Below are 23,160 nucleotides of genomic sequence, written 5' to 3' on the forward strand. Positions count from 1 at the left end.
AATCTGTGATTTTCGCTTCTATAGCCCACCCCTCACAGTTGACTCGTTTTTAAAACCAGTCCAACCGAACTTTGTTTTAAGTCAGTCAACCACTGCACTTTTAGATTTTTAAGAAGGTCGTGAAAAACATAATCTTAGTATGCTCCACCTATCTTCAAATAATAATATTATTTAATCGCATCTTTTGGTGCTGAACTAGGCGCTGGACGAGCTGCAGGATTATTCACTTGTTCACGTTCGACATTTTGTCTAATTTGAGCCTTCATGACAAAACGTGTGATATCCGCTTCAATTGCAGCGATCATCTCTTGGAATCGTTCATAACCTTCAGTTTGATATTCCGTTAATGGGTTTGTTTGTGCATAAGCACGTAATCCGACACCTTGTCTTAAATGATCCATCATATCAATATGATCTGTCCATTTCGCATCTACCACTTTCAGTGTAATTACTTTTTCAAACTCATTGACTTGTTCTGGTGTTGCTAGGGTTTGAATCTTTTCATCATACGCTTTAGATGCTTTATCGTATAAATAATCAACCAATTGTTTTGGTGATTTACCTTGTAAGTCAGCTAATGAAATTTCGTCTGGATGGAATAATGAATTGTGGGCAAATTCTAATAAGCCTTCTAAATTCCATGTTTTCTTTTCACCTTCAGTAGCATAATCTACTTGGGCTTGAATCGTGCGTTTAATCATTGCTTTAATATAAGGAGTTAAGCTACCTTCTTCTTGAATAACTTGTAAACGTTGACCATAAATAACCTCACGTTGTTCACGCATGACCTCATCATATTCTAGAACGTTTTTACGGGTATCATAGTTATTACCTTCAACACGTTTTTGAGCTGATTCAACTTGACGTGATAACATCTTACTTTGAATTGCTACATCCTCATCTTCATCTTCAGTCATATTTAATTTTTGCCAAACAGCTTGGACACGCTCTGAACCAAAGCGTCGCATTAAATCATCTTCTAAAGATAAATAAAATTGAGAAGCACCTGGATCTCCTTGACGACCCGCACGTCCACGTAATTGATTATCAATACGACGTGATTCATGGCGTTCTGTTCCGATTACACATAAACCGCCTATTTCTTTCACACCACTACCTAATTTAATGTCAGTACCACGACCAGCCATGTTTGTTGCAATCGTAACAGCACCACGTTGCCCTGCTTGCATCACGATTTCCGCTTCTTTAAAGTGGTTTTTAGCGTTCAACACTTCGTGTGGTATGCCTTCTTGTGTTAGTAAACGCGATAAGTATTCACTGGTTTCCACCGCAACTGTCCCCACCAAAATCGGTTGTCCTTTTTCATGGCGTTCCTTAATGTCTTTAACGACTGCGCGGAATTTGGTTTTTAAGTTTGGATATAATAAATCGGGTGCATCATCACGAATAACTGGGCGATTGGTCGGTATTGAAACAACATTCATATTATATATCTCGCGGAACTCTTCTTCTTCTGTTTTCGCAGTCCCGGTCATTCCGGATAATTTTTCATACATGCGGAAATAATTTTGGAAAGTAATGGTCGCCATTGTTTTAGATTCATTTTCAATTTCGACGCCTTCTTTTGCTTCAATCGCTTGATGCAAGCCATCAGAATAACGTCGTCCTTCCATAATACGTCCTGTAAATGGATCGACGATTTTCACTTTACCTTCATCAACTACATAATCAATATCATGAATCATGATGTAGTTGGCACGTAACGCTTGATCAATATGGTGAACTAGAGCCGTATTGTTAACATCATAAAGATTTGGTAAACGGAAGACGCGTTCCGCTTTATCAACCCCGGTATCGGTTAAGGCAATCGTTTTAGAAGTTAAATCAATGGTATAATCTTCTTCTTCTTTTAAACCTTTTGCAAAATAATCAGCACGTGAATAAAGGGCTGTTGAACGACCTGCTTGGCCTGAAATAATTAAAGGTGTACGAGCCTCATCAATTAAAATAGAGTCTACCTCATCCACTACCGCAAAATGTAAAGGACGTTGAACCATTTGATGTTTATAAACAACCATGTTGTCACGTAAATAGTCAAAGCCTAATTCATTATTAGTCGAATAAGTTACATCACAATTGTAAGCAGCGCGTTTTTCCGCCGCTGACATACTGTTCAAGTTTAAACCAACTGTTAAGCCTAGGAAACGGAAGACTTCCCCCATCTCCTTTGAGTCACGTGTTGCTAAATAATCGTTAACCGTTACAACGTGAACCCCTTTTCCAGTTAAAGCATTTAAATAAACAGGCATTGTTTCGGTTAATGTTTTACCTTCACCGGTTTTCATTTCGGCAATATCGCCATTATGGATAACAAGTCCACCTTGAATTTGTACCTTATAAGGGAATAACCCTAAAACACGTCTTGCTGCTTCACGGGTCACCGCAAATGCTTCAACGGTAATATCATCAAGGGTCTCACCTTTAGATAAACGTTCTTTAAAGATATTAGTTTGACCACGTAACTCTTCATCGGTCATATCCTTGTAACGTTGTTCTAATTCCATTACTTTATCAGCAATTTTTGCTGTTCTTTTCAATTCTGCTTTGTCATTTTCAAACATATTTTTCAGAATATTCGCCATTAATTCATAGCTCCTTTGTCAATCAATCTTTATCTTTTATAATCTCAATTAAAATTATACATTCACTCTCTCATTATATCATTAAAGCCTTATAAATAGAAACATTTTTTCTATTTTAAACATATCTTAGCGCATCATTTAGCTTTTGGCATTTTTTATGCTTTAAAACAGATTAAATAAAAAAACTAATGATGCCAGCAATCAAATAACCGACTAAAATGATAGGAAAGTAATCTACTGGTTTTCCCATAGAGTCGGTTTTACCTATATTCATCACATCATGATGATTTTGACCAAATAAAATTATAAATGATAAAATAAGACCGATAAAATAAGCCATTGGTACGTTAAGAACCAGAATTAGTCCTATTACCATAGCGAAGATAAATGTCACAATTTTCTTTTGACTTTGATTCATAAAATCCCCCTAATCTTCATTATCATTTTAAATTATAACATAAGAAAAGGATGGAAAACGAATGAACTCCTATGAATTCTTTCGTTTTCACATCCTTAATTAGTTAATTTACTTACATTGAAGCTGTTTCAATTAAACCATAACGTCCATCTTTACGACGGTAAACAATGTTAATTTCATCTGTTTCAGCATCAGTGAAGATAAAAAAGTCATGTCCAAGCATATTCATTTGTAATACTGCTTCTTCACTGTCCATTGGTTTTAAATTCACACGTTTTGAACGTACAATCTCTAATTCAGTTTCTGATTCTGGTTTTACATCTTCTGCAACAAATTGTGTTGCTAATCCATCAAATCCACGTTCTCTAGATTTGCGATGAATTTTTGTTTTATATTTGCGTACTTGTCTTTCTAATTTATCCACAACTAAATCAATACTTGCATATAAATCTGGAGTGGTTTCTTCTGCACGCAATACTAAAAATGATAGTGGAATCGTTACTTCAGCTTTTGCAGTTTTATCAGGATAAACTTTTAAATTAACATACGCTGTTGCTTCAGGTACATCATCAAAGAAACGTTCTAATTTTGAAACTTTCTTTTCGGCATAATCTCGTATTGCTTTAGTAACCTCAATATTTTCTCCACGAACATTATACGTAAACATATAAATCCCTCATTTCATATAAAGTTACAATGAGTAAATCCATCATTTTGATTCCGCTAAAAATAGAAGCATTCTTCGCAATGACTTCTTTTACTATTGTTAAAAAGCATTGGCTAGCTTTTAACATATTATACCACATTTTTAATTTTTTGGAAACGTAATCAAATATTTTATTGTATAGTTTTCAAATATTTTCATAATATTATTGTCTATATTAAACTGTCACGTGCTAGAGTAAGACTTAAACATCGTTCAATTGAATGTTGAAATAACAATTCTTTCGCTCTAATTAAGGTTGTTCCCGTTGTATAGACATCATCCATGATTAAAATATTTTTTGTCTCTAACTTTTCTTTGTTGATTATAAAGGGTTGTACTAAATTCAATCGTTCTGTTTTATTTTTCTTAGCCTGACTCTGTCCTGGCTGATTTATATTATAATCAAATAATTCTTTATAAGGAATACCGGCTTTTTCAAACAATACCTGGATTTGATTAAAACCTCTTTTTTTATAATTTTGTGGTGAACTTGGCAAATAAGTCCATGTATAATTTGAGTATTGATAATAGTATTCTTTCATAATTGGTACCATGACTTGTGCTTGTCTTATGTCTCCTAAATATTTATAATCACGAATCCAATCTTTAAAAAAATCGTTATATTCAAAAATAGAACGATGATTTAAATAGTGTTCATCATATAACTTTAACCATTGTTGGCAATCGAAACAAATTGTTTCATCAGCTTTTATTAGCGGATGTTGACAGTAGCGACAGACTTCTTTAGTAGCACATTTTTTAAATTTTGACTGACAGCTTTCACAACATGATGGCCAATCAATGGTAGTAAAACTCCAAATTTGTTGCCAACTTAATTGTGAGCGTAACGGTTCTTGGCATCTTAAACAATGAGTTATTTCATCAATCATTAAGCAGTCCCATCTTTCTAGCAAGACGATTCATTTTTCTAATATTATGTCGTGCTTTAATCATCGATAAACTAATACCATAATGCGCATACCATAGTGCTCCGGTAGGATAATTCGGTTTTCGGCCTACTCGACCACTCATTTGAATAATCGCTGAGCTACTATATGCTTGGTCCTCACTGCCAATGATCATTACCTGGCAATTTGTAAAAGTCACGCCTCTTTCTAAAATCGTGGTACTGATTAAAGTTGATAATTCTCCTTGTCGTAACTGGTGAACTTTTTCTTTGCGCAAATTATCTTTCGCATGAACAACAGCCATTTTGTTAGCGAGTGCTTCTGCTTGTAGCCATTCATATAAAGCTTCAGCTAAAAGAATATCTGGCATAAAGATCAATTTTACACCCTTTAATATTAAAAATTGTTTTATTTTAACCATTAAGGGTCCTGATGTTTTTTTGGACTTTATTTGTTGACGCCAATCCCCAATCCAAATAAATTGCGGTTCAGGAAGTGGATAGCGATGATAACGCGCTGGTAAAATCGTTCTTTCAGCCTTTTTTTGTCTAATTAACTTCTCAATATAACTATCTGGTGTTGCGGTTAAATAAATTAATTTCCCTTTCTTTTTCAAAGCATTTTTGACCGCAAAATGTAAGCTATCATCTCCTGCTAAGGGAAAGGCATCCACTTCATCAACAATAATTAAATCAAAAGCATGATAAAATTTCCATAATTGATGAGTGGTCGCGATGACAATTCGAGTATAATGATAGGCTTCTGTCATGGTCCCATGAAGTGTGATAACTTTTACGCTCCTAAAAGCTTCTTGTAGACGTGGTGCCAATTCTAAGCATACATCAATTCTAGGTGAAGCCATCGCTACTCTGCCACCTTGCTGTAATACTTTCTCGATAACTTTAAAAATCATTTCTGTTTTTCCCGCGCCTGTAACAGCTTGAATAATATGGATTTTTTGATACTGATGAACCTTATTACACATAGCTGTTGATGCTCGATGTTGTTCATCAGAAAGTTGCCCGTGCCAAGTAAGGAGTGGACTATCGTCAATTTGATGTTGATAGGCTGGAAAACGGTACAAAAATTCTGCTGAACTTATTCTTCCTAATTGTAAACAATTTATACAATAAGCGCTCTCTTTATTAAGTTGTTTAAACTCTGTTTGATTCCCACAGCGCTGGCATTGCCAATGATTGCTCTTTAACTTTATTATAGCTGGGATTTTTTCAAAAAGAGTCACTTGGTGTTCCAACCCTGATGCCAACAATTGAGATTTTTCTAAATCAGACACACTTAATTGTCTTCCGGCTAATGCTAATTCCATTTTTTCACCTTCTTTATAAGTAAATACGTGAAAAAAATAAAAACTCTTGAATCAATGAATGATTTCTTCATTTCATCGAGACAAGAGTTTTATCTTATTTAGTTGTATATTTTTTTACTTCAGGAAGTACTTTTTCGCCCAATAAGGTAATCGTCCGTTTAACTTCTTCAAATGGCATGCCACCAAAATCAATTTGTCCAATATAGCGAGTCATTCCCAATTCTTCATACTGTTTAATTAATTTTTCTACTACCAATTCCGGGCTTCCGACATTAATGACTGAATCAAGATTTTTAGCTTTTTCAAATTGATTTCTCTCAATTCCTTGTTCATTCACCGTAATGGAACCTTCATTGACAAATGGATAGTAATCATCAATTGCTTGTGATGTGTCTGGTCGCACAAATAAGTAGCTTGCAACAGCTAATGGGTACTGACTTGGTTCAAAGCCTTCATGATTTAGCGACTGACGATATTGGTCAATTAATAATTGATAATGTTTTAAATCCCCACTAAAGTGCGACACATAAATTGGATCCCCCGCCTGACCAGCCTGTTTAGCTGACTCTAAGCTGCCGCCAACAGCACGCCAAATCGGTAATCCTTGTTTCTGAAGAGCACGGGGTAACACAGGGACATTATTTAAAGGTGCACGATGTTCACCAGTCCAGTTAACAATCTCACGTTGATTGATTAATTTTAAAAGTTCAAATTTCTCATTAAATAAGACTTCGTAATCAGCTAATTCAAATCCTAATGTCTTATAAAGACCCGTCCGAGCAGACCTGCCACATACCAATTCCATTCGACCATCCGACAATAAATCAATGGTTGATGCGGCTTCGTATACCCGTACCGGATCAGCTACGCCTATAATGGTGGCACCTGAAGCTAAGCGAATCGTTTTCGTACTTTGAGCAATCGCACTTAAAATAATTAAATGAGCTTGGCTAATAAAATTACGTTGATGAGATTCTCCTACTTGAAAAATATCAAAACCAGCTTGTTCGGCTAATTGTGCCATTTCAATGATATTTTTAATCCGTTCTTGTGGCGTAATCAATTGTTTGGTATGAGGGTTTACAACATGTTCTCCTAAAGTATATAAACCTAATTCTAATCCTGTGGACACATAATCCCTCCTAAGTATCTAATCCATTTAAAATGATGCTTTTATTTACCTTTTCATCATACCTTAAAGTGGTAAAAAATTCTACCGCTAGCTAAAATATAAAGATAAAAAATAAAAAAGGAATGAGAGTGAAGTAATAAAACTAACTTACCTTCAACTAACCCACTCCCGAACTAAACAGCTCTATGCAATTCTTATAAGTTCAACATGAAGATCATGAGTCGTTTACTATGACGAGGATAGAAAGAGCATTAGAAATTATGATGTTAATTCAGCGCTGTTATATATTATAAATAATTATCAATATGTGGAATAATGGCAATACCTTTGGTTCCTCGTCCCGTATGAGTTCCTACGACAGGTCCCAAAGCGGAAACCGAAGACGTAATTCCTGGATGCTCAGCAACAATTTGCATCTCTACCTTTTTAATTTCATCATAAACATCGGCATGAGCAAAAGCAATACTAATCCCTTTAGGATATTTTTCGAGTGCTTCTTGAACTAATTCAGACCACCGCTTAAATACACGTTTATTGGTTCTAATTTTTTCAAACAAAACAATCTTACCATCTTGATCAAAATAAAGTAATGGTCGTATTTGTAATACCCCACCTAAGAGGGCACTTGTGGCACTTAATCGGCCACCTTTTACTAAGTTGGTTAAATCTTCAACCATTAAATAAATACGACTTTCATTAGCCAACCAATTTAATTTATTCGCAATGAGTGAAGAGTCTTCTCCTTGATCAATCATTTTTAAAGCCGCTCTTACTAGACCTTCCATCGTCACAGAAGCTCCCTTGGAATCAATACAATAGGCTTGTATTTTATCTTGATACTCACTGGTAACCATTACCGCAGTTTGATAAGTACCACTAATCCCAGCTGATAAATGAATACAAAAAACGGTTTGATAACCCTCAGCTACTAATTGATCAAGTAATTCATAATATTTACCTACTTGTGGTTGCGAGGTGGTAGGTAGTTGATTTTCTTTACTTAAACGATCATAAAATGATTTTAATTGTGCTGGCGCACAGGTATCATTGATGACAGTGCCATCACTAAAATTAACTGTTAAATCAATTGTATAAACATTTGATAGTGAATTTAATTCGTCAGACAGATAGCCTACACTATCGACAATTAATGCAGTTTTCATTGATTACCTCCTCTTCATAATTTATTTTTTATTGGAATATAGACCGTGTCTTCACCAATATTTTTCCAAGTCAGTTGTCCATTAAATAATGAAATTAACTCTTCTTCTACTGTTTTAACACTTTCGATATTAACAGCTAATTGATAGTTGACTTGGTCGGTATACATTGTATCAAGAATAGTAATAGGATGCTCGGTTTTATTGAGAAAATAATTAAAAGTATCTACTGAAGGGTATCCAATAATTAAAGAAATCCGCATTTGACTTATATTAGCGACGATTTCTGCCTCTTTTAAAGCTTCACTTACTGAATTACCATAAGCCCGAATTAATCCGCCAGTTCCTAATTTGATACCTCCAAAATAGCGAACCACCACAGCCAATATATTAGTTAGCTGATGATGCTTTAACACCTCTAACATTGGTACCCCCGCCGTGCCACTAGGTTCACCATCATCACTCATTCTTTGAATGGAAAAATCTTCCCCTATGACAAAGGCTGAACAGTGGTGATTCGCTTTATGATGTTCTTTACGAATAATTTTCAATTTTTCTTCTACTTCGCCCTCAGACTCAACTGGGACCAAGTAAGTTATAAAGCGTGATTTTTTTATTTCCATTTCAAAAACAAACTCTTTTAAAATAGTACGAAAATTCTCGGACAATTGATCCCTCCTAATTAATTGCATCAGGAATTATCGCCATTCCTTTGACACCATTTCCGCCGTGTACGCCTACTACCGGTGTCAAATAACCTATGCCAAAGGATTTTATTTGAGGAAATTTCTTTTTCATCTTTTCTTGAACAGCTGCGACCGCTTCATAAGCGTCTCCATGAGCAAATCTTAAATGGATGCCATTAGGAAACTTTTGCAATGCATTTTCAATAATTTCTTCCCAACGCTTATAAACTTTCTTTTCGGTTCTAATTTTTTCAATCACTTGAACTGCTCCCGTATCAGTAAATTCTAATAACGGTTTTATTTGCAGCAAGGATCCTAAAAAGCATTCGCAGATGATAAGCGCCCTGATTTGACTAGGTTATTCAAATCTTCAATAACCATATAAATATGAGATTCTTCTGCTAACCAATTTAATTTTTCATTAATCTCTTCAAAAGTAAGTCCCATATTTTGCATCTCTAACGCCTGTTCTAACATATTTTCAATTACAACAGAAGTCCCTTTTGAATCAATCGCTGTGACCTTTAAACGATCCGAATATTCGTTTAAAACCATTTGCGATGTTTGAAAAGTGCCGCTTAACTGACTAGACAAATTAATAACAATAACTGCTTGGTAATTATTTGCTATTAATTGATCCATTAATTGATAATATTCACCAAGTGACGGTTGAGCAGTAGTGGGTAATTGCTTTTCTTCCTTTAAACGTTGATAAAAAGCTTTTACTTTTGAATTTTCTGTTGAATCCTCATAGACATCGCCATTCGAAAAATTAATCGTTAAATTTAAAACATTGACATCTGGATGTTGTTTTAATTCATCTTTTAAGCCAGCGGTACTGTCTACGATATAAGCTATTTTCATTCTATCATCCTTTCCTATTTATTTTGTTTAGACAATTTATTCATTGTTACCATTAAAATAATTAAAATGATTCCGGTTACGATTAACCAAATTACTCGATAATTAGGCCATATATGTGAAAAGATTGCAATTAAAGAAAAGATTATCGTGATACAAATCATTGATAAAACCACTTGTCTCTTTGAAAAACCAAATCTTAACAATCGATGATGTAAATGCTCGCGATCAGCTTGACCAATCGGTTTATTCGTTAAAAATCGTCTCATCATCGCATAACTTGCATCAAACAATGGAACCATATAGATTAAAACAGGTACTATTAATGAAAATAAACTAGCATTTTTCAAATTTGAAACCGATAAAGCAGCATACATGAAGCCAATAAATAAAGCCCCAGTATCCCCTAAATAGATTCTTGCCGGTACCCAATTAAAGGGTAAAAAGCCTAAAATAGCTCCTGTTAATAAGATTAACATTGTCAGGAAAGCCATTCTAATGGATAAACTAAAAAAGTAAGTCGTAATAATTAAGGTAATTAAACTCACAATGGATACTGAGCAAGCTAAACCATCAACGCCATCAATCAGATTTACCGCATTAGTCACCGCATAAATCCAAATAATCGTAGCGGAATAGGATAATATTTCAAAAAATAATGGGCTAGCTTCAGGTAATAATGCCGAAGAAAATTCAATGCCAGCTTTAAAATACAATAGATTCGCAGCTAATAGAATCCCAATTGTTTTTTGTATCGGATTTAATTCAATTGTATCATCAATAATCCCCACGATTAGGATGACAATCGAGGCAATGAACAACCAAAATTGATTACTTGACGATAATAATTGGGGAATTGTGAAAATAGACCCGATCCAAAAACTTAAAAAGATGGCAATCCCACCATAACTGGCAACTTTTTTTGACTCTCTTGAATTTGATGTGGGTCCTTATCGAGCCACTTTTTTCTTTTAGCAATATGTAATAGTACAGCTGTTAGTACAAAAGATAAAAGAGTTACTTGTAAGAAGGCCGTTCCTATTTGGCTTAGCATCTCACTGTCTCCTTTCTACCAACTTATTAATTTTTCCAAAAATCATCGAAAATGGTAATAGGTAAATGACGTTTATGTTGCGATTTAAGGTACCATTTTTCGATTGTTGCTGCGTCTTGTTCTGGTACTTCTTTACCAGTTAAATAATCATCAATGGCTTGATATGTTACCCCTAAAGCAACTTCATCAGCAATCATCGGTTTATTGTCTTCTAAATCCGCTGTGGGAACTTTTAAATATAATCGTTCTGGTGACTGAAGTTCTTTCATTAATTCGCGTCCTTGGCCTTTAGTTAAGCGCCATAATGGTGTGATATCAGCGGCGCCATCGCCAAATTTGGTATAAAAGCCGGTTACGGCCTCCGCGGCATGATCGGTACCAATCACTGCCCCAGCCATTTGCCCGGCAATCGCATACTGAACAATCATTCTTTGACGAGCCTTAATATTTCCTTTATTGTAATCACTAATCTCTAACGGATTCATTTCCAATGCTTTAACCATCGCATCGGTGCTTTCTTTAATATTAATGGTCATTATTTGATCGGGTTGAATAAATTCAAGCGCCGCTATAGCATCCGCTTCATCATTTTGAATCCCATAAGGTAGACGAACTGCTATAAATTGATAACTTTCATCACCGGTTTCTGCTCTGATTTCTTCCATTGCTAATTGAGCTAAACGACCGGCTAGACTTGAATCTTGTCCACCACTAATTCCTAAAACATAAGTTTTTAAAAATGGGTGTGCCATTAAATAGTCTTTTAAGAAATCAATGGTTCGTCTCACTTCTTGCTTTGGGTCGATCGTAGGAGCAACATGCAAAGCTCTAATAATTTCCTGTTGTAAAGGACGCATTATTGATCACCTTTTTCTATTTTTTTAACTTGACTGTCGATTTTTGAACGAATATCTTTTATACTTGCCATTTTTTCATCATATAATTTTTGAGATAAGTCTACCGGATATTGTTCAGGGTTTAAAATCCGTTTGTATTCATCCCATAATGCATGGATTGATTTATTAGCATAGTCTTTCACTTCAGATAATGAAGGAACTTCATATACTAACTCACCCTCCTTAAATACCTCAACTAATAATGGCTTAGCAGTAAAGTCTTTAACTGTCTTATTGATATAAGTGTGTACCGGATGGAACATAAAAAGTTCATCTAATAAATCGGGACGTTCATCAATTAAAGCAACATAATCGCCTTCGGATTTACCATCACGATTACGCGTAATACGCCAAACCTGTTTCACACCTGGAGTCGACATTTTTTCAGCATTACTTGAAATTTTCATTGTTGGTACCATTTCACCATTTTCATCTTCAATGCTGACTAATTTATATACCGCTCCTAATGAAGGTTGATCGAAAGCAGTAATAATTTTAGTCCCAACACCCCAATCATCAATTTTTGCCCCTTGCATTCTTAAGTTAAGAATCGTTTTTTCATCTAAATCGTTCGACGCAATAATGTGAGCATCTGGGAAACCTGCCTCATCTAATTGTTCACGAATTTTTTTGGATTGATAAGCCATGTCACCAGAGTCAATTCGAACTCCTAAGAAATTAATTTTATCACCCATTTCACGGGCTACACGGATAGCAGTGGGAACACCTGAACGTAATGTATCATAAGTATCCACTAAAAATACGACATTTTTATGTGATTCGGCATATTTTTTAAACGCGGTATATTCATCACGATAGGCTTGTACTAAAGAATGAGCGTGAGTACCGGAAACAGGAATACCGAATAATTTTCCAGCACGAACATTACTAGTCGAATCAAAGCCTCCAATATAAGCAGCGCGCGTGCCCCATATAGCTGCTTCCATTTCTTGAGCACGACGAGTTCCAAATTCTGATAATTTATCATTCTCACCAATCACACTACGTATACGAGAGGCTTTAGTGGCAATCAATGTTTGGAAATTTAAAATATTTAAAACCGCTGTTTCAACGATTTGACATTGACCTAAAGGCCCTTCAATTTGAATTAAAGGTTCATTTGCAAAACATAGTTCTCCTTCAACCAAACTTCTCACGGTACAAGTAAATTTGAAATCACGTAAATAATCTAAAAATTCCTGTGGATACAAGTCTAAGCTTTCTAAATAATCAATATCAGTTTTTGAAAAACGCAAATTACTTAAATATTGAACAATTCGTTCTAATCCTGCAAAAACAGCATATCCATTTTCAAAAGGATTTTTTCTAAAATAGGCTTCAAATACCGCATGACGATCTGCTGTATTGTCATCCCAATACGTTTTTAACATGTTTATTTGATATAGGTCAGTATGTAATGATAAACTATCATCCGTATAATTAAACATAATATACTCCTTCATTATTAACGTCAATTTAATCTTTATTTTGACTTTTACTTTTGTTCATTATACCACATCTAATTAGTCAAGTTCCATGGAGAGCTTTAGTTTCTATAGAGAAAGCCTTGCTAAAAATTTTCAATTACACTTGATTTTTTATCTCGATTGGTTTGTATATTAAATTATTATTGAGTTATCATTAAATATAAAGCCCCCTTACTCCCGACGATTCATTTACAAGCTGTCAGCTAAGGAAACCTCGGTATTAATACCTAGGAGGAATTAGCGAAATTGACAGCTATTTTTATTGATTTTACTAGGTTATCGTTTATGTTTTTACTAAATAGATAGTATAATGTATTTAAGAGAAATGAGGTGACAAGATGCCGTTAACGAAAACGATTAAAGTGCAATTATACCCAAGTGCTAGTGATATTGAAAAATTGGAAGAAACCCAACAACAGTTTTTAAACGCTTGTAATTTTGTTTCGACATATATCTTTGACCATGATTTTGAATTAGGTCAAACGACTTTACATAACGCCTTGTATCATCAGATACGTCAGGATTTTGGACTGCAATCGCAAATGGCCCAGTCCGTGATGCGTACGGTAATCGCGAGATATAAGACCGTGAAAACACAGTTTAAACAAAAACCTAAGCGTTATAAAGATATCCATACAGGTAAATATCATACGCTATATAAAGACCTTTACCATTTAACGAAACCCCTAGGGTTTAAGCGACCAATCGCTGTGTTCGTACGTAATCGTAACTACGCTTATCATCAAGACGACACCTATTCACTGACGACTAATCAAGGGCGAATTAAAGTGTCTTGTGATAAGCAACATATCGCTTATCTTCAACAATTTAGCCAGAATGCTTACAAGTTCGGTCAAGCTGAATTACTCTGTCGTAAGGGTAAGTGGTTCTTACACGTGTCCGCAAGTAAAGAGATAGACAACCTAGATGAAGCTAATATTCAACGGATTGTAGGCATTGACCGTGGTTTAAGACAAATACTAACGATTGCGGATGATACAGCTCATACTACCTTCTATTCGGGTAAAAGCTTGATAAAGAAAAGACGGCATTTTATGAAATTGCGCCAGTCCTTACAAGCGAAGAACACCAAATCAAGTCGTAGACGCCTTAAAACAATTGAAAGACGAGAGAACCGCTGGATGAATGATGTGAACCATCAATTATCAAAGACACTCGTTGACCGATACGGGGCCAATACCTTGTTTGTGGTGGAAGATCTTACGAACGTTACTTTTAACACGACTCACCATCGTAAGCAAGATGCACGGTATGAACACCATTCTTGGCGATTCTTCGATTTTGAAGAAAAGTTAATGTATAAAGCTTTAGAAAGTGGTTCGCAAGTTTTAAAAGTATCCGCACAATTTACGTCCCAACGTTGTCCAAAATGCGAATCAATTGATAAAGCGAATAGACAACAAGATAAGCACTTGTTTACTTGTCAGAATTGTGGGTATCAATCAAATGATGACCGTGTGGCAGCTATCAATATTAAAGAATTGGGTCACCGATATCTGTCGAGTGAGAAAAACCTACGGTTTGAAAAAGTTGTGCCAATACAAAATTATTAAACATCAAACAATATTCAGTAAGTGTCTACAGACCGCTTATTGATGGGGTGCCAGTCAACCATCCCTTAGTGTCTTTAAACGGTTGGAGATATGACATCGTTTGTACAACCACCATGTTTAGGACAAACTCTCTGTTTTAACAGAGAGTAGTTGATACTTCATCGTCTACCGCTAATGTTAACTACCAAATTAGACACTGCTTTTGAGTATCGAGTAGGAGGGAGTGAACCAGAAGTAGAAAATTAAATGATTTTCGCTTCGTCTGCCTACCTCCTAGATATTAAGGATAGGCTACCGACACTCTTGCCCTTAGCTAACATTTCCTACTGCAAAGCCTTGCTGGGACTATTTGACTTTAATCATTACAGTCTCAGATGCGTTAGAAGGAGCGAACTTAAGCCGACAAGTTAACGCCATGCTAGGCGTACCGCAAAAAACCGACGCAAAAATTTACGTCGGTTTTGATTAATATGGCTCCATCATAACTGTTCTTTAGTTAGATAAACTGGAAATTTACTGATAAATATAATTTGCATTGCTGTAATTTACTATACAATAAAATTTAGTAAGACACTTTACTTATCAACCTGAAATAGATTAAGAAATTAAACGGACTGATATAAAGGGAGTGGGCAAGAAGTAGAAAATTGAATAATTTTCGCTTCGTCGGCCTACCCCCGCACATTTGAGTGGTCTCAAACAAGTCGAAAGACGCAGGTTGAGACCACTCAACCACTGCGCTTTTAAATATCGAGCAATAACTTGATTGAATTTTTTATGTTTATACCTAACTCATTAAGACGCAGGTTGAGACCACTCAACTACTGCGCTTTTAAATATCGAGCAATAACTTGATTGAATTTTTTATGTTTATACCTAACTCATTAAGACGCAGGTTGAGACCACTCAATCACTGCGCTAATATTTATCGCACAATAACTTTACTGAATTTATCAAGTTTATGCCTAACCTTTTTAAGACGCAGCTTGAGGTCACTCAACCACTGCGCTATTAATTAATGAACAATAATCTTAACTAAATTTATCAAGTTTATACCCAGCCAGCCTCTCATATTTCTCAAAAACATAATTCGTTATAAACGTATCACTTGGTTTGCTCTTTCCATCAATTCTTGGTCAAAATGGTGAGCAATCTCTATTACAGTGGCTGGAGAGTTCCAGATTAATTCACGCATTGCCTTAGCATTAGTCGCATCTAGTGCGGAAGTCATCTCATCGACGAAGATAATTTCAGGCTTATGATAGAGCGCTCTAGCAATTTCTATTCTTTGTTTCTGTCCTCCAGAAAGATTTGCTCCCTCTTCCTCAATGATTAAATCCAGCGGTTGTTCCCCAAGTTCAGTATCTAAATTTACTTTTTGAAGAAGGGCCATCAGTTCTTGATCATTTACAGTATCATTAGAAAAAGATATATTAAAGCGTACTGTTTCATTAAAAATTACAGGTTTCTGTTGAATAATACTAACCGAATCAAATGTGGTTAAAGATTGATCGACAAGTTTACCATTGGCTTTCAACTTAACTTGACCTAATTGAGGGTTAAGGAAACCATGAATAACATCTAGCAAGGTAGATTTTCCAACTCCTGAAGGACCTGTCACTAAAACTTTATCTCCTTGCTGAATATTAAGATTAATATCCTGTAAAATTTTCTGATCATTAAAAGCAAAATTCACATTTTCCAAATCTATCTGCGATAAATTACTTAATGGCGTAACAGATTTTTCATAAGGAGGATTAATAATAACTTTTTGACGAACTTGTTGTGTTGACTTAGCCATTGTCAAATAACCTGAAATGATACGAACTGGAAAATCAATTCTATCACTCGCCAAGAACATGGCGATAATTCCCCCAACTGTCAGTTGAGTTGACTGGATAAAATATAGCGCCAGAACAACTGGCACAAAACGACCAACAAAGGATATGATACTAGATGACATCGTCACAAATGTTTGAAACATCACCATTTTGTAATTGGCTTGCTCCCTTTGATTGAGACTCGATTCATACATTGCCTGAATCGTCTTTTCTTGATGGTAAGTTTTTATCGTTTTAAGACCGTGAATAATATCTGACAACCTTGCTAGCAAATACTGATTACTATCAAGATACTCCTGTGTACGTTTATTCATCGGTTGACTAAAAAGAAAACTAGGTAATAAAGCTAACAAGGAAACAGCTACAAATATTGCACCATATTTAAGGTCAATTGATAGAATATAAACAATTGACGTAATGAGCATCAACAAATACCCAAATATTTCAAAAATAACTCCAAAATATTTATCACTAATTACTTCATAATCACTTGTCATAGTCGCTATACTCTCAGATGGTTTAATAAACTCCTGACTGTGATAGATATTATTCAGGTAATTTTGTTTAAGTCGAGTATTAAGAATTTGCTCAATTTTGGCTTTGACTTGATAATTAAAGTACATTCCTAAGAAAACAAACAAGCGCAAAGCTAAAGCATACACCGCAAACTCAACCACCTGTGGCTGAGATACGCTATCATCTAATGTCGACAGCCGACCAATAATTTCAGCAAAAACGACACCATCCAATGATGCTACTAGCGAGAAGAAAACAAGCAAAACTAATAACCACCAAGGTGTCCATTTTAATGTTGTTTTTAAATTCATAAAATCCCCCTTTTAAATAATATATTTAGGATTTCGCAAATAAATAGACTTTTATTCAATACTACTAACTTGTTAGATAAAACAAAACCAACAGTTTCGCCAATTATCCTACGAAATAGTGAATTTTGAAGTCATAAAACCCTTGGAAACTCTTAATTTAATATACTATTTTATTATATTAAAAAAATAAAAAAAAACAACCTTTTTTCTAATTCTTTTTTAATCTTATAGTGTATTTTGTTCGTTTATTTTCATCAAGACTTTGTAATAGTTATGGAGGGAAAAACTCGTTTCCCTTTACACAATATTATGGACTTGACTCTTATAGATTAAGGATAGGCTACCGACCCCCTTGCCCTTAGCTAACAGTTCTTACTGCAAAGCCTTGCTGGGAGTGGGCAAGAAGTAGAAAATTAAATAATTTTCGCTTCGTCGGCCTACCCCCGCAAAGTTGAGTAGGTCTCAAACAAGTCGTTAAGACCCCATCTGAGGCCACTCAATCACTGCGCTTTTAATGAATAAGCACTAATATGACTGAATTTTTCAAATTTATGTTCAATCTTGTTAAGACGCAGTTTGAGACCACTCAACCACTGCGCTTTTAATTAATGAATAATAATCTTAACTAAATTTATCAAGTTTATGCCCTGTCTCAGATGCGTTAGAAGGAGCGAACTTAAGCCGCCAAGTTAACGCCCATGCTAGGCGCACCGCAAAAAACCTTTCAAACTTCGTAAATTGGTTTGAAAGGTTTTAATAATAGATTAACTGTTTAACTTAAATTAATCCAAAATATTGAATTTTTCGCTAAATAATGGACTGACAGAACGATTTTCATGGATACGACGAATGGCTTCTCCCACTAACTGACTAACGGAAATAATTTCAATTTTATCAATTCTCTTTTCTTCCGGTAGGACAATTGAATCGGTAATAATCACTTTTTCAACTGGCGCTGCTTCTAATTTTTCTTTTGCATTGCCTGATAAAATAGCGTGAGTACAACAAATATAAACTTCTTTAGCACCTTTTTCTTTTAAGGCATTGGCGGCTAAAGTAATGGTTCCAGCTGTATCAATCATGTCATCAATAATAATACATTTTTTACCTTCAACATCCCCAACGATATTCATGATTTCCGCAACATTTGGACGTGGACGACGTTTATCAATGATCGCAATCGGAGATTTTAAAAATTCTGCTAATTTTCTAGCGCGAGTAACACCACCATGGTCAGGGGAAACGACTACACAATCATCCCCATGTAAATTATTTTCTAAGAAATAATTTGCTAATAAAGGTGCTCCCATTAAGTGGTCCACTGGAATATCAAAGAACCCTTGAATTTGAGCTGCATGCAAGTCTAATGCTAAGATACGAGAAGCTCCGGCCATCGTTAACATATTCGCTACTAACTTAGCTGTAATCGGCTCTCTTGATTGGGCTTTGCGGTCTTGTCTCGCATATCCATAATAAGGAATTACAATATTAATTGTTTTTGCACTTGCACGTCGTAAAGCATCAATCATAATCATTAATTCCATTAAATGATCACTTACTGGGAATGAAGTCGATTGGACTATATAAACATGATCCCCACGAACACTTTCTTCAATATTTACTTTAATTTCACCGTCAGAAAAATGAGAAATTGTTAATTGTCCTAATTCAATTCCTACTTCTTCTGCAATTTTTTCTGCTAAAGGTCTATTTGAACTTAATGAAAAAATCTTCAACTTTGGATCTTTATAATGTACTTTTGTCACGAAATGAACCTCCAATTAATTTTGATCTATTTTCTGACGCTTATTTTTTTTGTAATTTTTCCCAATAGCCTGGAATATTTTTTTGTTCAGATCTTGAAATGACTAATGATTCTGATTCAACATCTTTAATTACCGTTGTGCCGGCCGCAACAAATACTTTTTCGCCAATATTAACAGGTGAAACAATATTCGCATTACATCCAATAAAGGCATCTTTTCCAACATGTGAACGATGTTTATGTTTACCATCATAATTCACAAAAATAGTACCGCATCCCACATTAATATTTTCTTCTAAATCAGCATCCCCGATATAAGTTAGATGACCTGCTTTGGTTCCTTCACCAATCGTACTATTTTTTACTTCTACAAAGTTTCCAATATGGACATTTTTATCCAACTTACTATTTGGACGAAGATGAGCAAACGGTCCAATCGTCACGCCTTCTGCAACTACTGATTTTTCAATAACAGATTGGGTAATTTCAACATTATCTGCGATTTCACTATCTACTATTTCACTATTTGCACCAATTACACAGTCAGAACCAATGACAGTATTTCCTTTTAACATGACACCTGGCTCAATAATGGTATCGTTGCCGATTTTAACACTCGCTTCAATAAAAGTGGTGGCTGGATTCACAATTGTGACACCATTACGCATATGCTCTAAATTAATACGTTTTGTCATTAATTCATTGGCTTGAGATAAAGCAACACGATCATTGACCCCTAATGCTTCTGACATATCATCCATAATATAAGCGGAAATTTTACCGCCTTCAGCCTTAATCAATTCAATCACATCTGGTAAATAATATTCACCTTGAGCATTATCATTTTTGACATTTGCTAGAGCTTTAAATAAGGCTTTATTATCAAAAACGTAAGTACCTGTATTGATTTCTGTAATTTTTAATTCTGATTCTGAAGCGTCTTTTTGTTCGACAATTTTTTCAACATCTTCACTCGTAGAACGTACGACACGCCCATAGCCCGTTGGATCTTCAGCAATAGCAGTTAAAATAGTAGCACTTGCTTGATTTTCAGAATGATATTTAAATAGGTAATTTAAAGTGTCACTTGAAAGTAACGGCGTATCTCCACAAATAACCAATGTTTGTCCTTCTAAATCACCAATTAAATCTTTAGCTTGTAGGACCGCGTGACCCGTCCCTAATTGTTCTTCTTGCAATGCGTACTTAGATTGTTCACCTAAAACTTCTTTAACTGTTTCAGCACCATGGCCAACAATTGTAACAATTTCATCTACACCCGATGATTTTACTGAATTTACCACATGTTCCACCATCGATAAGCCACATACTGGATGCAATACTTTGTATAATTTTGACTTCATCCTGGTTCCTTTTCCGGCTGCTAGAATAACAGCTAAACGATTTTCCATCAAAACACTCCTCTGTGTATTTCTTACCACCTAATTATAGCATAACAAGAACAGAATATTGATAAAAAAACTGCATTTACTCAAAAAAAGTTCCAAGTTCTGATTGAAGTTCAAAACGAGATTCTTCTTTATTATAAACGATCTCGACCTTTAATAAAGAGTCATAATTCGGGATGGGTTCATGGTCTCGATACGTACTCTCGACAAACACGCAAATACCAACAGTTTTACAATCAAATTCTTCAATTAAATTCATTAAACCAATCATTGTGCCACCATTTCGTAGGAAGTCATCAATGATTAATACTTTACTTCCTGCTTTTAAACTCACTTTTGAAAGCTCCATTTTAGAAACTCTTTGGTGAGACCCTGACACATAGTTAACAGAAATAGTAGAACCATCCATCTCAGAAGAACTTCTACGAACGACTACATGTGGAACATTTAAATATTTAGCAACCGCAACACAAAGTCCAATTCCTTTAGTTTCAATCGTTACGACAGCATCAATCTCTTCTTTTTGATATTTAACAGCAATTAGTTTCGCAATATTATCTAATAACCTCGGATCTTGTAATAAATCCGCCAAATATACATAATTTCCGGGTAAAATTCTCTTTCCTTCGGTTAATCTTTGACGAATTTCATCCATTAATTCATTTGTCTTAACGTCTGAATAAGCCGGTCTAAAAATCATGCCGCCTTGAACACCCGCTATTGTTTCAATGACACCAATCTCTGTTTCTTCAAAAATCCCTCTAACAAAATCAATGTCTTCACTGATGGAAGATTTAGCAGAGTTAAAATAATCAGAAAAATATGATAAACCAATTAATTCATTTGGATGAGTCACAAAATATTGACTAATATATACAATCCTCTGATTGCGTTTCATTTTATTCGACATTGTTGCCATAAAAAAACCTCCAGTCTCTTAATAAATCTATTATAGCAAAAAAACAAATGATAGCTAGCAAATAAATGTTAATGTTCGTGAAAAATAATAAAATTAACCAAGTTTTAATAAGTAAAAAACTTGCTCAACCCTCAAAGTGCATAAGAATTATTAAAAAAATTCATCTATCATAGAGGCGAAATTCAAGCTCCACAACATTTCTTGACATAGAGCTAATAAAAATAGACTAAAAATTCATAGGCATACAAAAAAACCTTAGCGCTACCAAGCAACTAAGGTCTTCAAAACTAATGTCGTTATAAAAAGATGCCGATGGTCGGGGTCGAACCGACACGCCCGTGAAGGCACAGGATTTTGAGTCCAGCGCGTCTGCCAATTCCGCCACACCGGCCTAATTGTAAGGCGGTAACCGGATTTGAACCGGTGATCGAGGTTTTGCAGACCCATGCCTTACCACTTGGCTATACCGCCATATCTTTTATAGCTATGTTTCTATTTAAACTAAAAAACTGGGGTAGCTGGATTCGAACCAACGAATGACGGAGTCAAAGTCCGTTGCCTTACCGCTTGGCTATACCCCAATAATATAAAGAGGCGACTGAAGGGAATCGAACCCTCGAATGTCGGTGCCACAAACCGATGCGTTAACCACTTCGCCACAATCGCCATTATCCACCTAACAGGGACTGTAGGAATCGAACCCACACTAACGGTTTTGGAGACCGTTGTTCTACCGTTAAACTAAGTCCCTATCGTCCTCTAGGTCTTATCCTATGGAGGGAGGCAGATTCGAACTGCCGAACCCGAAGGAGCGGATTTACAGTCCGCCGCGTTTAGCCACTTCGCTATCCCTCCGTTTTATTAAATGGCTTGGGACGGAATCGAACCGCCGACACTTTGAGCTTCAATCAAATGCTCTACCAACTGAGCTACCAAGCCATACGGTCCCGACGGGATTTGAACCCGCGATCTCCTGCGTGACAGGCAGGCATGTTAACCCCTACACCACGGAACCGGAATGGAGGTTAACGGGATCGAACCGCTGACCCTCTGCTTGTAAGGCAGATGCTCTCCCAGCTGAGCTAAACCTCCATGTCTATTCTCTTATGATCCGTACGGGATTCGAACCCGTGTTACCGCCGTGAAAGGGCGGTGTCTTAACCACTTGACCAACGGACCTTTTTTTATATTCTCGTCTATTCTGTACGGAGAGTAAGGGATTCGAACCCTTGAGACGGTCTCCCGCCTACACGATTTCCAATCGTGCTCCTTCAGCCTCTCGGACAACTCTCCATCTTAGAAGCTGTCTCCACTCTATACAAAATACTCCGCAAGTAGGGCTCGAACCTACGACATCATGATTAACAGTCATGCGCTCTGCCAGCTGAGCTATTGCGGAATGAAAAAAATATACCCTGCGCGGCAACGTCCTACTCTCACAGGACCAAAGGTCCAACTACCATCGGCGCTAAGAAGCTTAACTGCTGTGTTCGGCATGGGAACAGGTGTATCCTTCTTGCCATCATCACCACACAGGTACATTATTTTCTTTAAGTAAACTTATTATAGTTCACTCAAAACTGAATA

At 35.7% G+C, this 23,160-nt stretch carries 17 protein-coding genes, 12 tRNA genes, 1 rRNA gene and 1 pseudogene; 1 reads left to right on the forward strand and 30 read right to left on the reverse strand.

Translation table 11 applies throughout. The features are described 5' to 3' along the window. Window positions 1-167: 167 nt before the first annotated feature. From secA to LB888_RS04815, 13 genes and pseudogenes are all read right to left on the reverse strand, one after another. Window positions 168-2,603: a preprotein translocase subunit SecA gene (gene secA / locus LB888_RS04750; protein ID WP_276645973.1), complete on the reverse strand. Its 2,436-nt coding sequence runs from the start codon at window positions 2,601-2,603 to the stop codon at window positions 168-170. A gap of 172 nt (window positions 2,604-2,775) precedes the next feature. After that, window positions 2,776-3,021 carry a hypothetical protein gene (locus tag LB888_RS04755; RefSeq protein ID WP_318753777.1) on the reverse strand — a complete coding sequence of 82 codons (246 nt, stop codon included), beginning with the start codon at window positions 3,019-3,021 and terminating at the stop codon, window positions 2,776-2,778. A gap of 112 nt (window positions 3,022-3,133) precedes the next feature. After that, the gene (hpf, locus tag LB888_RS04760; RefSeq protein WP_066126250.1) at window positions 3,134-3,688 is read right to left on the reverse strand and encodes a ribosome hibernation-promoting factor, HPF/YfiA family; all 555 of its coding nucleotides are present in this window, start codon (window positions 3,686-3,688) and stop codon (window positions 3,134-3,136) included. Window positions 3,689-3,897: 209 nt separating this feature from the next. Further along, complete coding sequence (locus LB888_RS04765; RefSeq protein WP_318753778.1) at window positions 3,898-4,617, reverse strand: ComF family protein; 720 nt, start codon at window positions 4,615-4,617, stop codon at window positions 3,898-3,900. Next, window positions 4,610-5,962 carry a DEAD/DEAH box helicase gene (locus tag LB888_RS04770; protein WP_318753779.1) on the reverse strand — a complete coding sequence of 451 codons (1,353 nt, stop codon included), beginning with the start codon at window positions 5,960-5,962 and terminating at the stop codon, window positions 4,610-4,612. The genes LB888_RS04765 and LB888_RS04770 overlap by 8 nt, the downstream gene beginning before the upstream one ends. A gap of 94 nt (window positions 5,963-6,056) precedes the next feature. Next, on the reverse strand, window positions 6,057-7,094 hold the full coding sequence (locus LB888_RS04775; protein ID WP_318753780.1) for an LLM class flavin-dependent oxidoreductase: 1,038 nt from the start codon (window positions 7,092-7,094) through the stop codon (window positions 6,057-6,059). Between the two features lie 287 nt (window positions 7,095-7,381). Further along, window positions 7,382-8,257, reverse strand: coding sequence for a DegV family protein (locus tag LB888_RS04780; protein ID WP_318753781.1), 876 nt, complete (start codon window positions 8,255-8,257; stop codon window positions 7,382-7,384). A 14-nt stretch (window positions 8,258-8,271) separates the two neighbouring features. After that, window positions 8,272-8,946 (reverse strand): YigZ family protein, encoded by a 675-nt coding sequence (locus tag LB888_RS04785; RefSeq protein WP_318753782.1) that lies wholly within the window; start codon window positions 8,944-8,946, stop codon window positions 8,272-8,274. Next, window positions 8,933-9,804: pseudogene (locus LB888_RS12155) on the reverse strand (DegV family protein). The gene LB888_RS04785 and the pseudogene LB888_RS12155 overlap by 14 nt, the downstream one beginning before the upstream one ends. 14 nt (window positions 9,805-9,818) lie before the next feature. Further along, window positions 9,819-10,622 carry an MraY family glycosyltransferase gene (locus LB888_RS04800; protein WP_318753785.1) on the reverse strand — a complete coding sequence of 268 codons (804 nt, stop codon included), beginning with the start codon at window positions 10,620-10,622 and terminating at the stop codon, window positions 9,819-9,821. 62 nt (window positions 10,623-10,684) lie between these two features. Further along, on the reverse strand, window positions 10,685-10,855 hold the full coding sequence (locus LB888_RS04805; RefSeq protein ID WP_318753786.1) for a hypothetical protein: 171 nt from the start codon (window positions 10,853-10,855) through the stop codon (window positions 10,685-10,687). Window positions 10,856-10,881: 26 nt separating this feature from the next. Beyond that, the gene (nadE, locus tag LB888_RS04810; RefSeq protein ID WP_318753787.1) at window positions 10,882-11,712 is read right to left on the reverse strand and encodes an ammonia-dependent NAD(+) synthetase; all 831 of its coding nucleotides are present in this window, start codon (window positions 11,710-11,712) and stop codon (window positions 10,882-10,884) included. Next, the gene (locus LB888_RS04815) at window positions 11,712-13,199 is read right to left on the reverse strand and encodes a nicotinate phosphoribosyltransferase (protein ID WP_318753788.1); all 1,488 of its coding nucleotides are present in this window, start codon (window positions 13,197-13,199) and stop codon (window positions 11,712-11,714) included. The genes nadE and LB888_RS04815 overlap by 1 nt, the downstream gene beginning before the upstream one ends. Before the next feature lie 377 nt (window positions 13,200-13,576). On the opposite strand from LB888_RS04815, the gene LB888_RS04820 reads away from it, so the two are divergent. Then, window positions 13,577-14,812, forward strand: a complete 1,236-nt coding sequence (locus LB888_RS04820; RefSeq protein ID WP_318753789.1) for a transposase — start codon at window positions 13,577-13,579, stop codon at window positions 14,810-14,812. Window positions 14,813-15,905: 1,093 nt separating this feature from the next. Here LB888_RS04820 and LB888_RS04825 read toward each other — a convergent pair. From LB888_RS04825 to rrf, 17 genes are all read right to left on the reverse strand, one after another. Then, window positions 15,906-17,480 (reverse strand): ABC transporter ATP-binding protein, encoded by a 1,575-nt coding sequence (locus LB888_RS04825; RefSeq protein WP_318753790.1) that lies wholly within the window; start codon window positions 17,478-17,480, stop codon window positions 15,906-15,908. Window positions 17,481-18,262: 782 nt separating this feature from the next. Beyond that, the gene (locus tag LB888_RS04830; RefSeq protein WP_078755411.1) at window positions 18,263-19,246 is read right to left on the reverse strand and encodes a ribose-phosphate diphosphokinase; all 984 of its coding nucleotides are present in this window, start codon (window positions 19,244-19,246) and stop codon (window positions 18,263-18,265) included. Window positions 19,247-19,286: 40 nt separating this feature from the next. Beyond that, on the reverse strand, window positions 19,287-20,657 hold the full coding sequence (gene glmU / locus LB888_RS04835; protein WP_276645997.1) for a bifunctional UDP-N-acetylglucosamine diphosphorylase/glucosamine-1-phosphate N-acetyltransferase GlmU: 1,371 nt from the start codon (window positions 20,655-20,657) through the stop codon (window positions 19,287-19,289). 76 nt (window positions 20,658-20,733) lie between these two features. Continuing rightward, window positions 20,734-21,573: a pur operon repressor gene (gene purR, locus LB888_RS04840; RefSeq protein ID WP_318753791.1), complete on the reverse strand. Its 840-nt coding sequence runs from the start codon at window positions 21,571-21,573 to the stop codon at window positions 20,734-20,736. A 307-nt stretch (window positions 21,574-21,880) separates the two neighbouring features. Next, window positions 21,881-21,964: transfer RNA gene (locus LB888_RS04845), tRNA-Leu, on the reverse strand. A gap of 9 nt (window positions 21,965-21,973) precedes the next feature. After that, a tRNA-Cys gene (locus LB888_RS04850) sits at window positions 21,974-22,044 on the reverse strand. A gap of 38 nt (window positions 22,045-22,082) precedes the next feature. Continuing rightward, window positions 22,083-22,154: transfer RNA gene (locus tag LB888_RS04855), tRNA-Gln, on the reverse strand. A 12-nt stretch (window positions 22,155-22,166) separates the two neighbouring features. After that, a tRNA-His gene (locus LB888_RS04860) sits at window positions 22,167-22,239 on the reverse strand. Window positions 22,240-22,253: 14 nt separating this feature from the next. Further along, window positions 22,254-22,324 (reverse strand) — tRNA-Trp (locus LB888_RS04865). Between the two features lie 23 nt (window positions 22,325-22,347). Further along, a tRNA-Tyr gene (locus LB888_RS04870) sits at window positions 22,348-22,428 on the reverse strand. A gap of 11 nt (window positions 22,429-22,439) precedes the next feature. Next, window positions 22,440-22,512 (reverse strand) — tRNA-Phe (locus LB888_RS04875). Window positions 22,513-22,515: 3 nt separating this feature from the next. Then, a tRNA-Asp gene (locus LB888_RS04880) sits at window positions 22,516-22,588 on the reverse strand. A gap of 4 nt (window positions 22,589-22,592) precedes the next feature. Then, window positions 22,593-22,665, reverse strand: a tRNA-Val gene (locus LB888_RS04885). Window positions 22,666-22,680: 15 nt separating this feature from the next. Beyond that, window positions 22,681-22,752: transfer RNA gene (locus LB888_RS04890), tRNA-Glu, on the reverse strand. 27 nt (window positions 22,753-22,779) lie between these two features. After that, window positions 22,780-22,866, reverse strand: a tRNA-Ser gene (locus LB888_RS04895). Between the two features lie 33 nt (window positions 22,867-22,899). After that, window positions 22,900-22,972 (reverse strand) — tRNA-Asn (locus LB888_RS04900). 18 nt (window positions 22,973-22,990) lie between these two features. Beyond that, window positions 22,991-23,106 (reverse strand): 5S ribosomal RNA (gene rrf, locus LB888_RS04905). Window positions 23,107-23,160: the final 54 nt, after the last annotated feature.

This window comes from Globicatella sp. PHS-GS-PNBC-21-1553, from assembly GCF_033564055.1.
GTDB lineage: Bacteria > Bacillota > Bacilli > Lactobacillales > Aerococcaceae > Globicatella > Globicatella sulfidifaciens.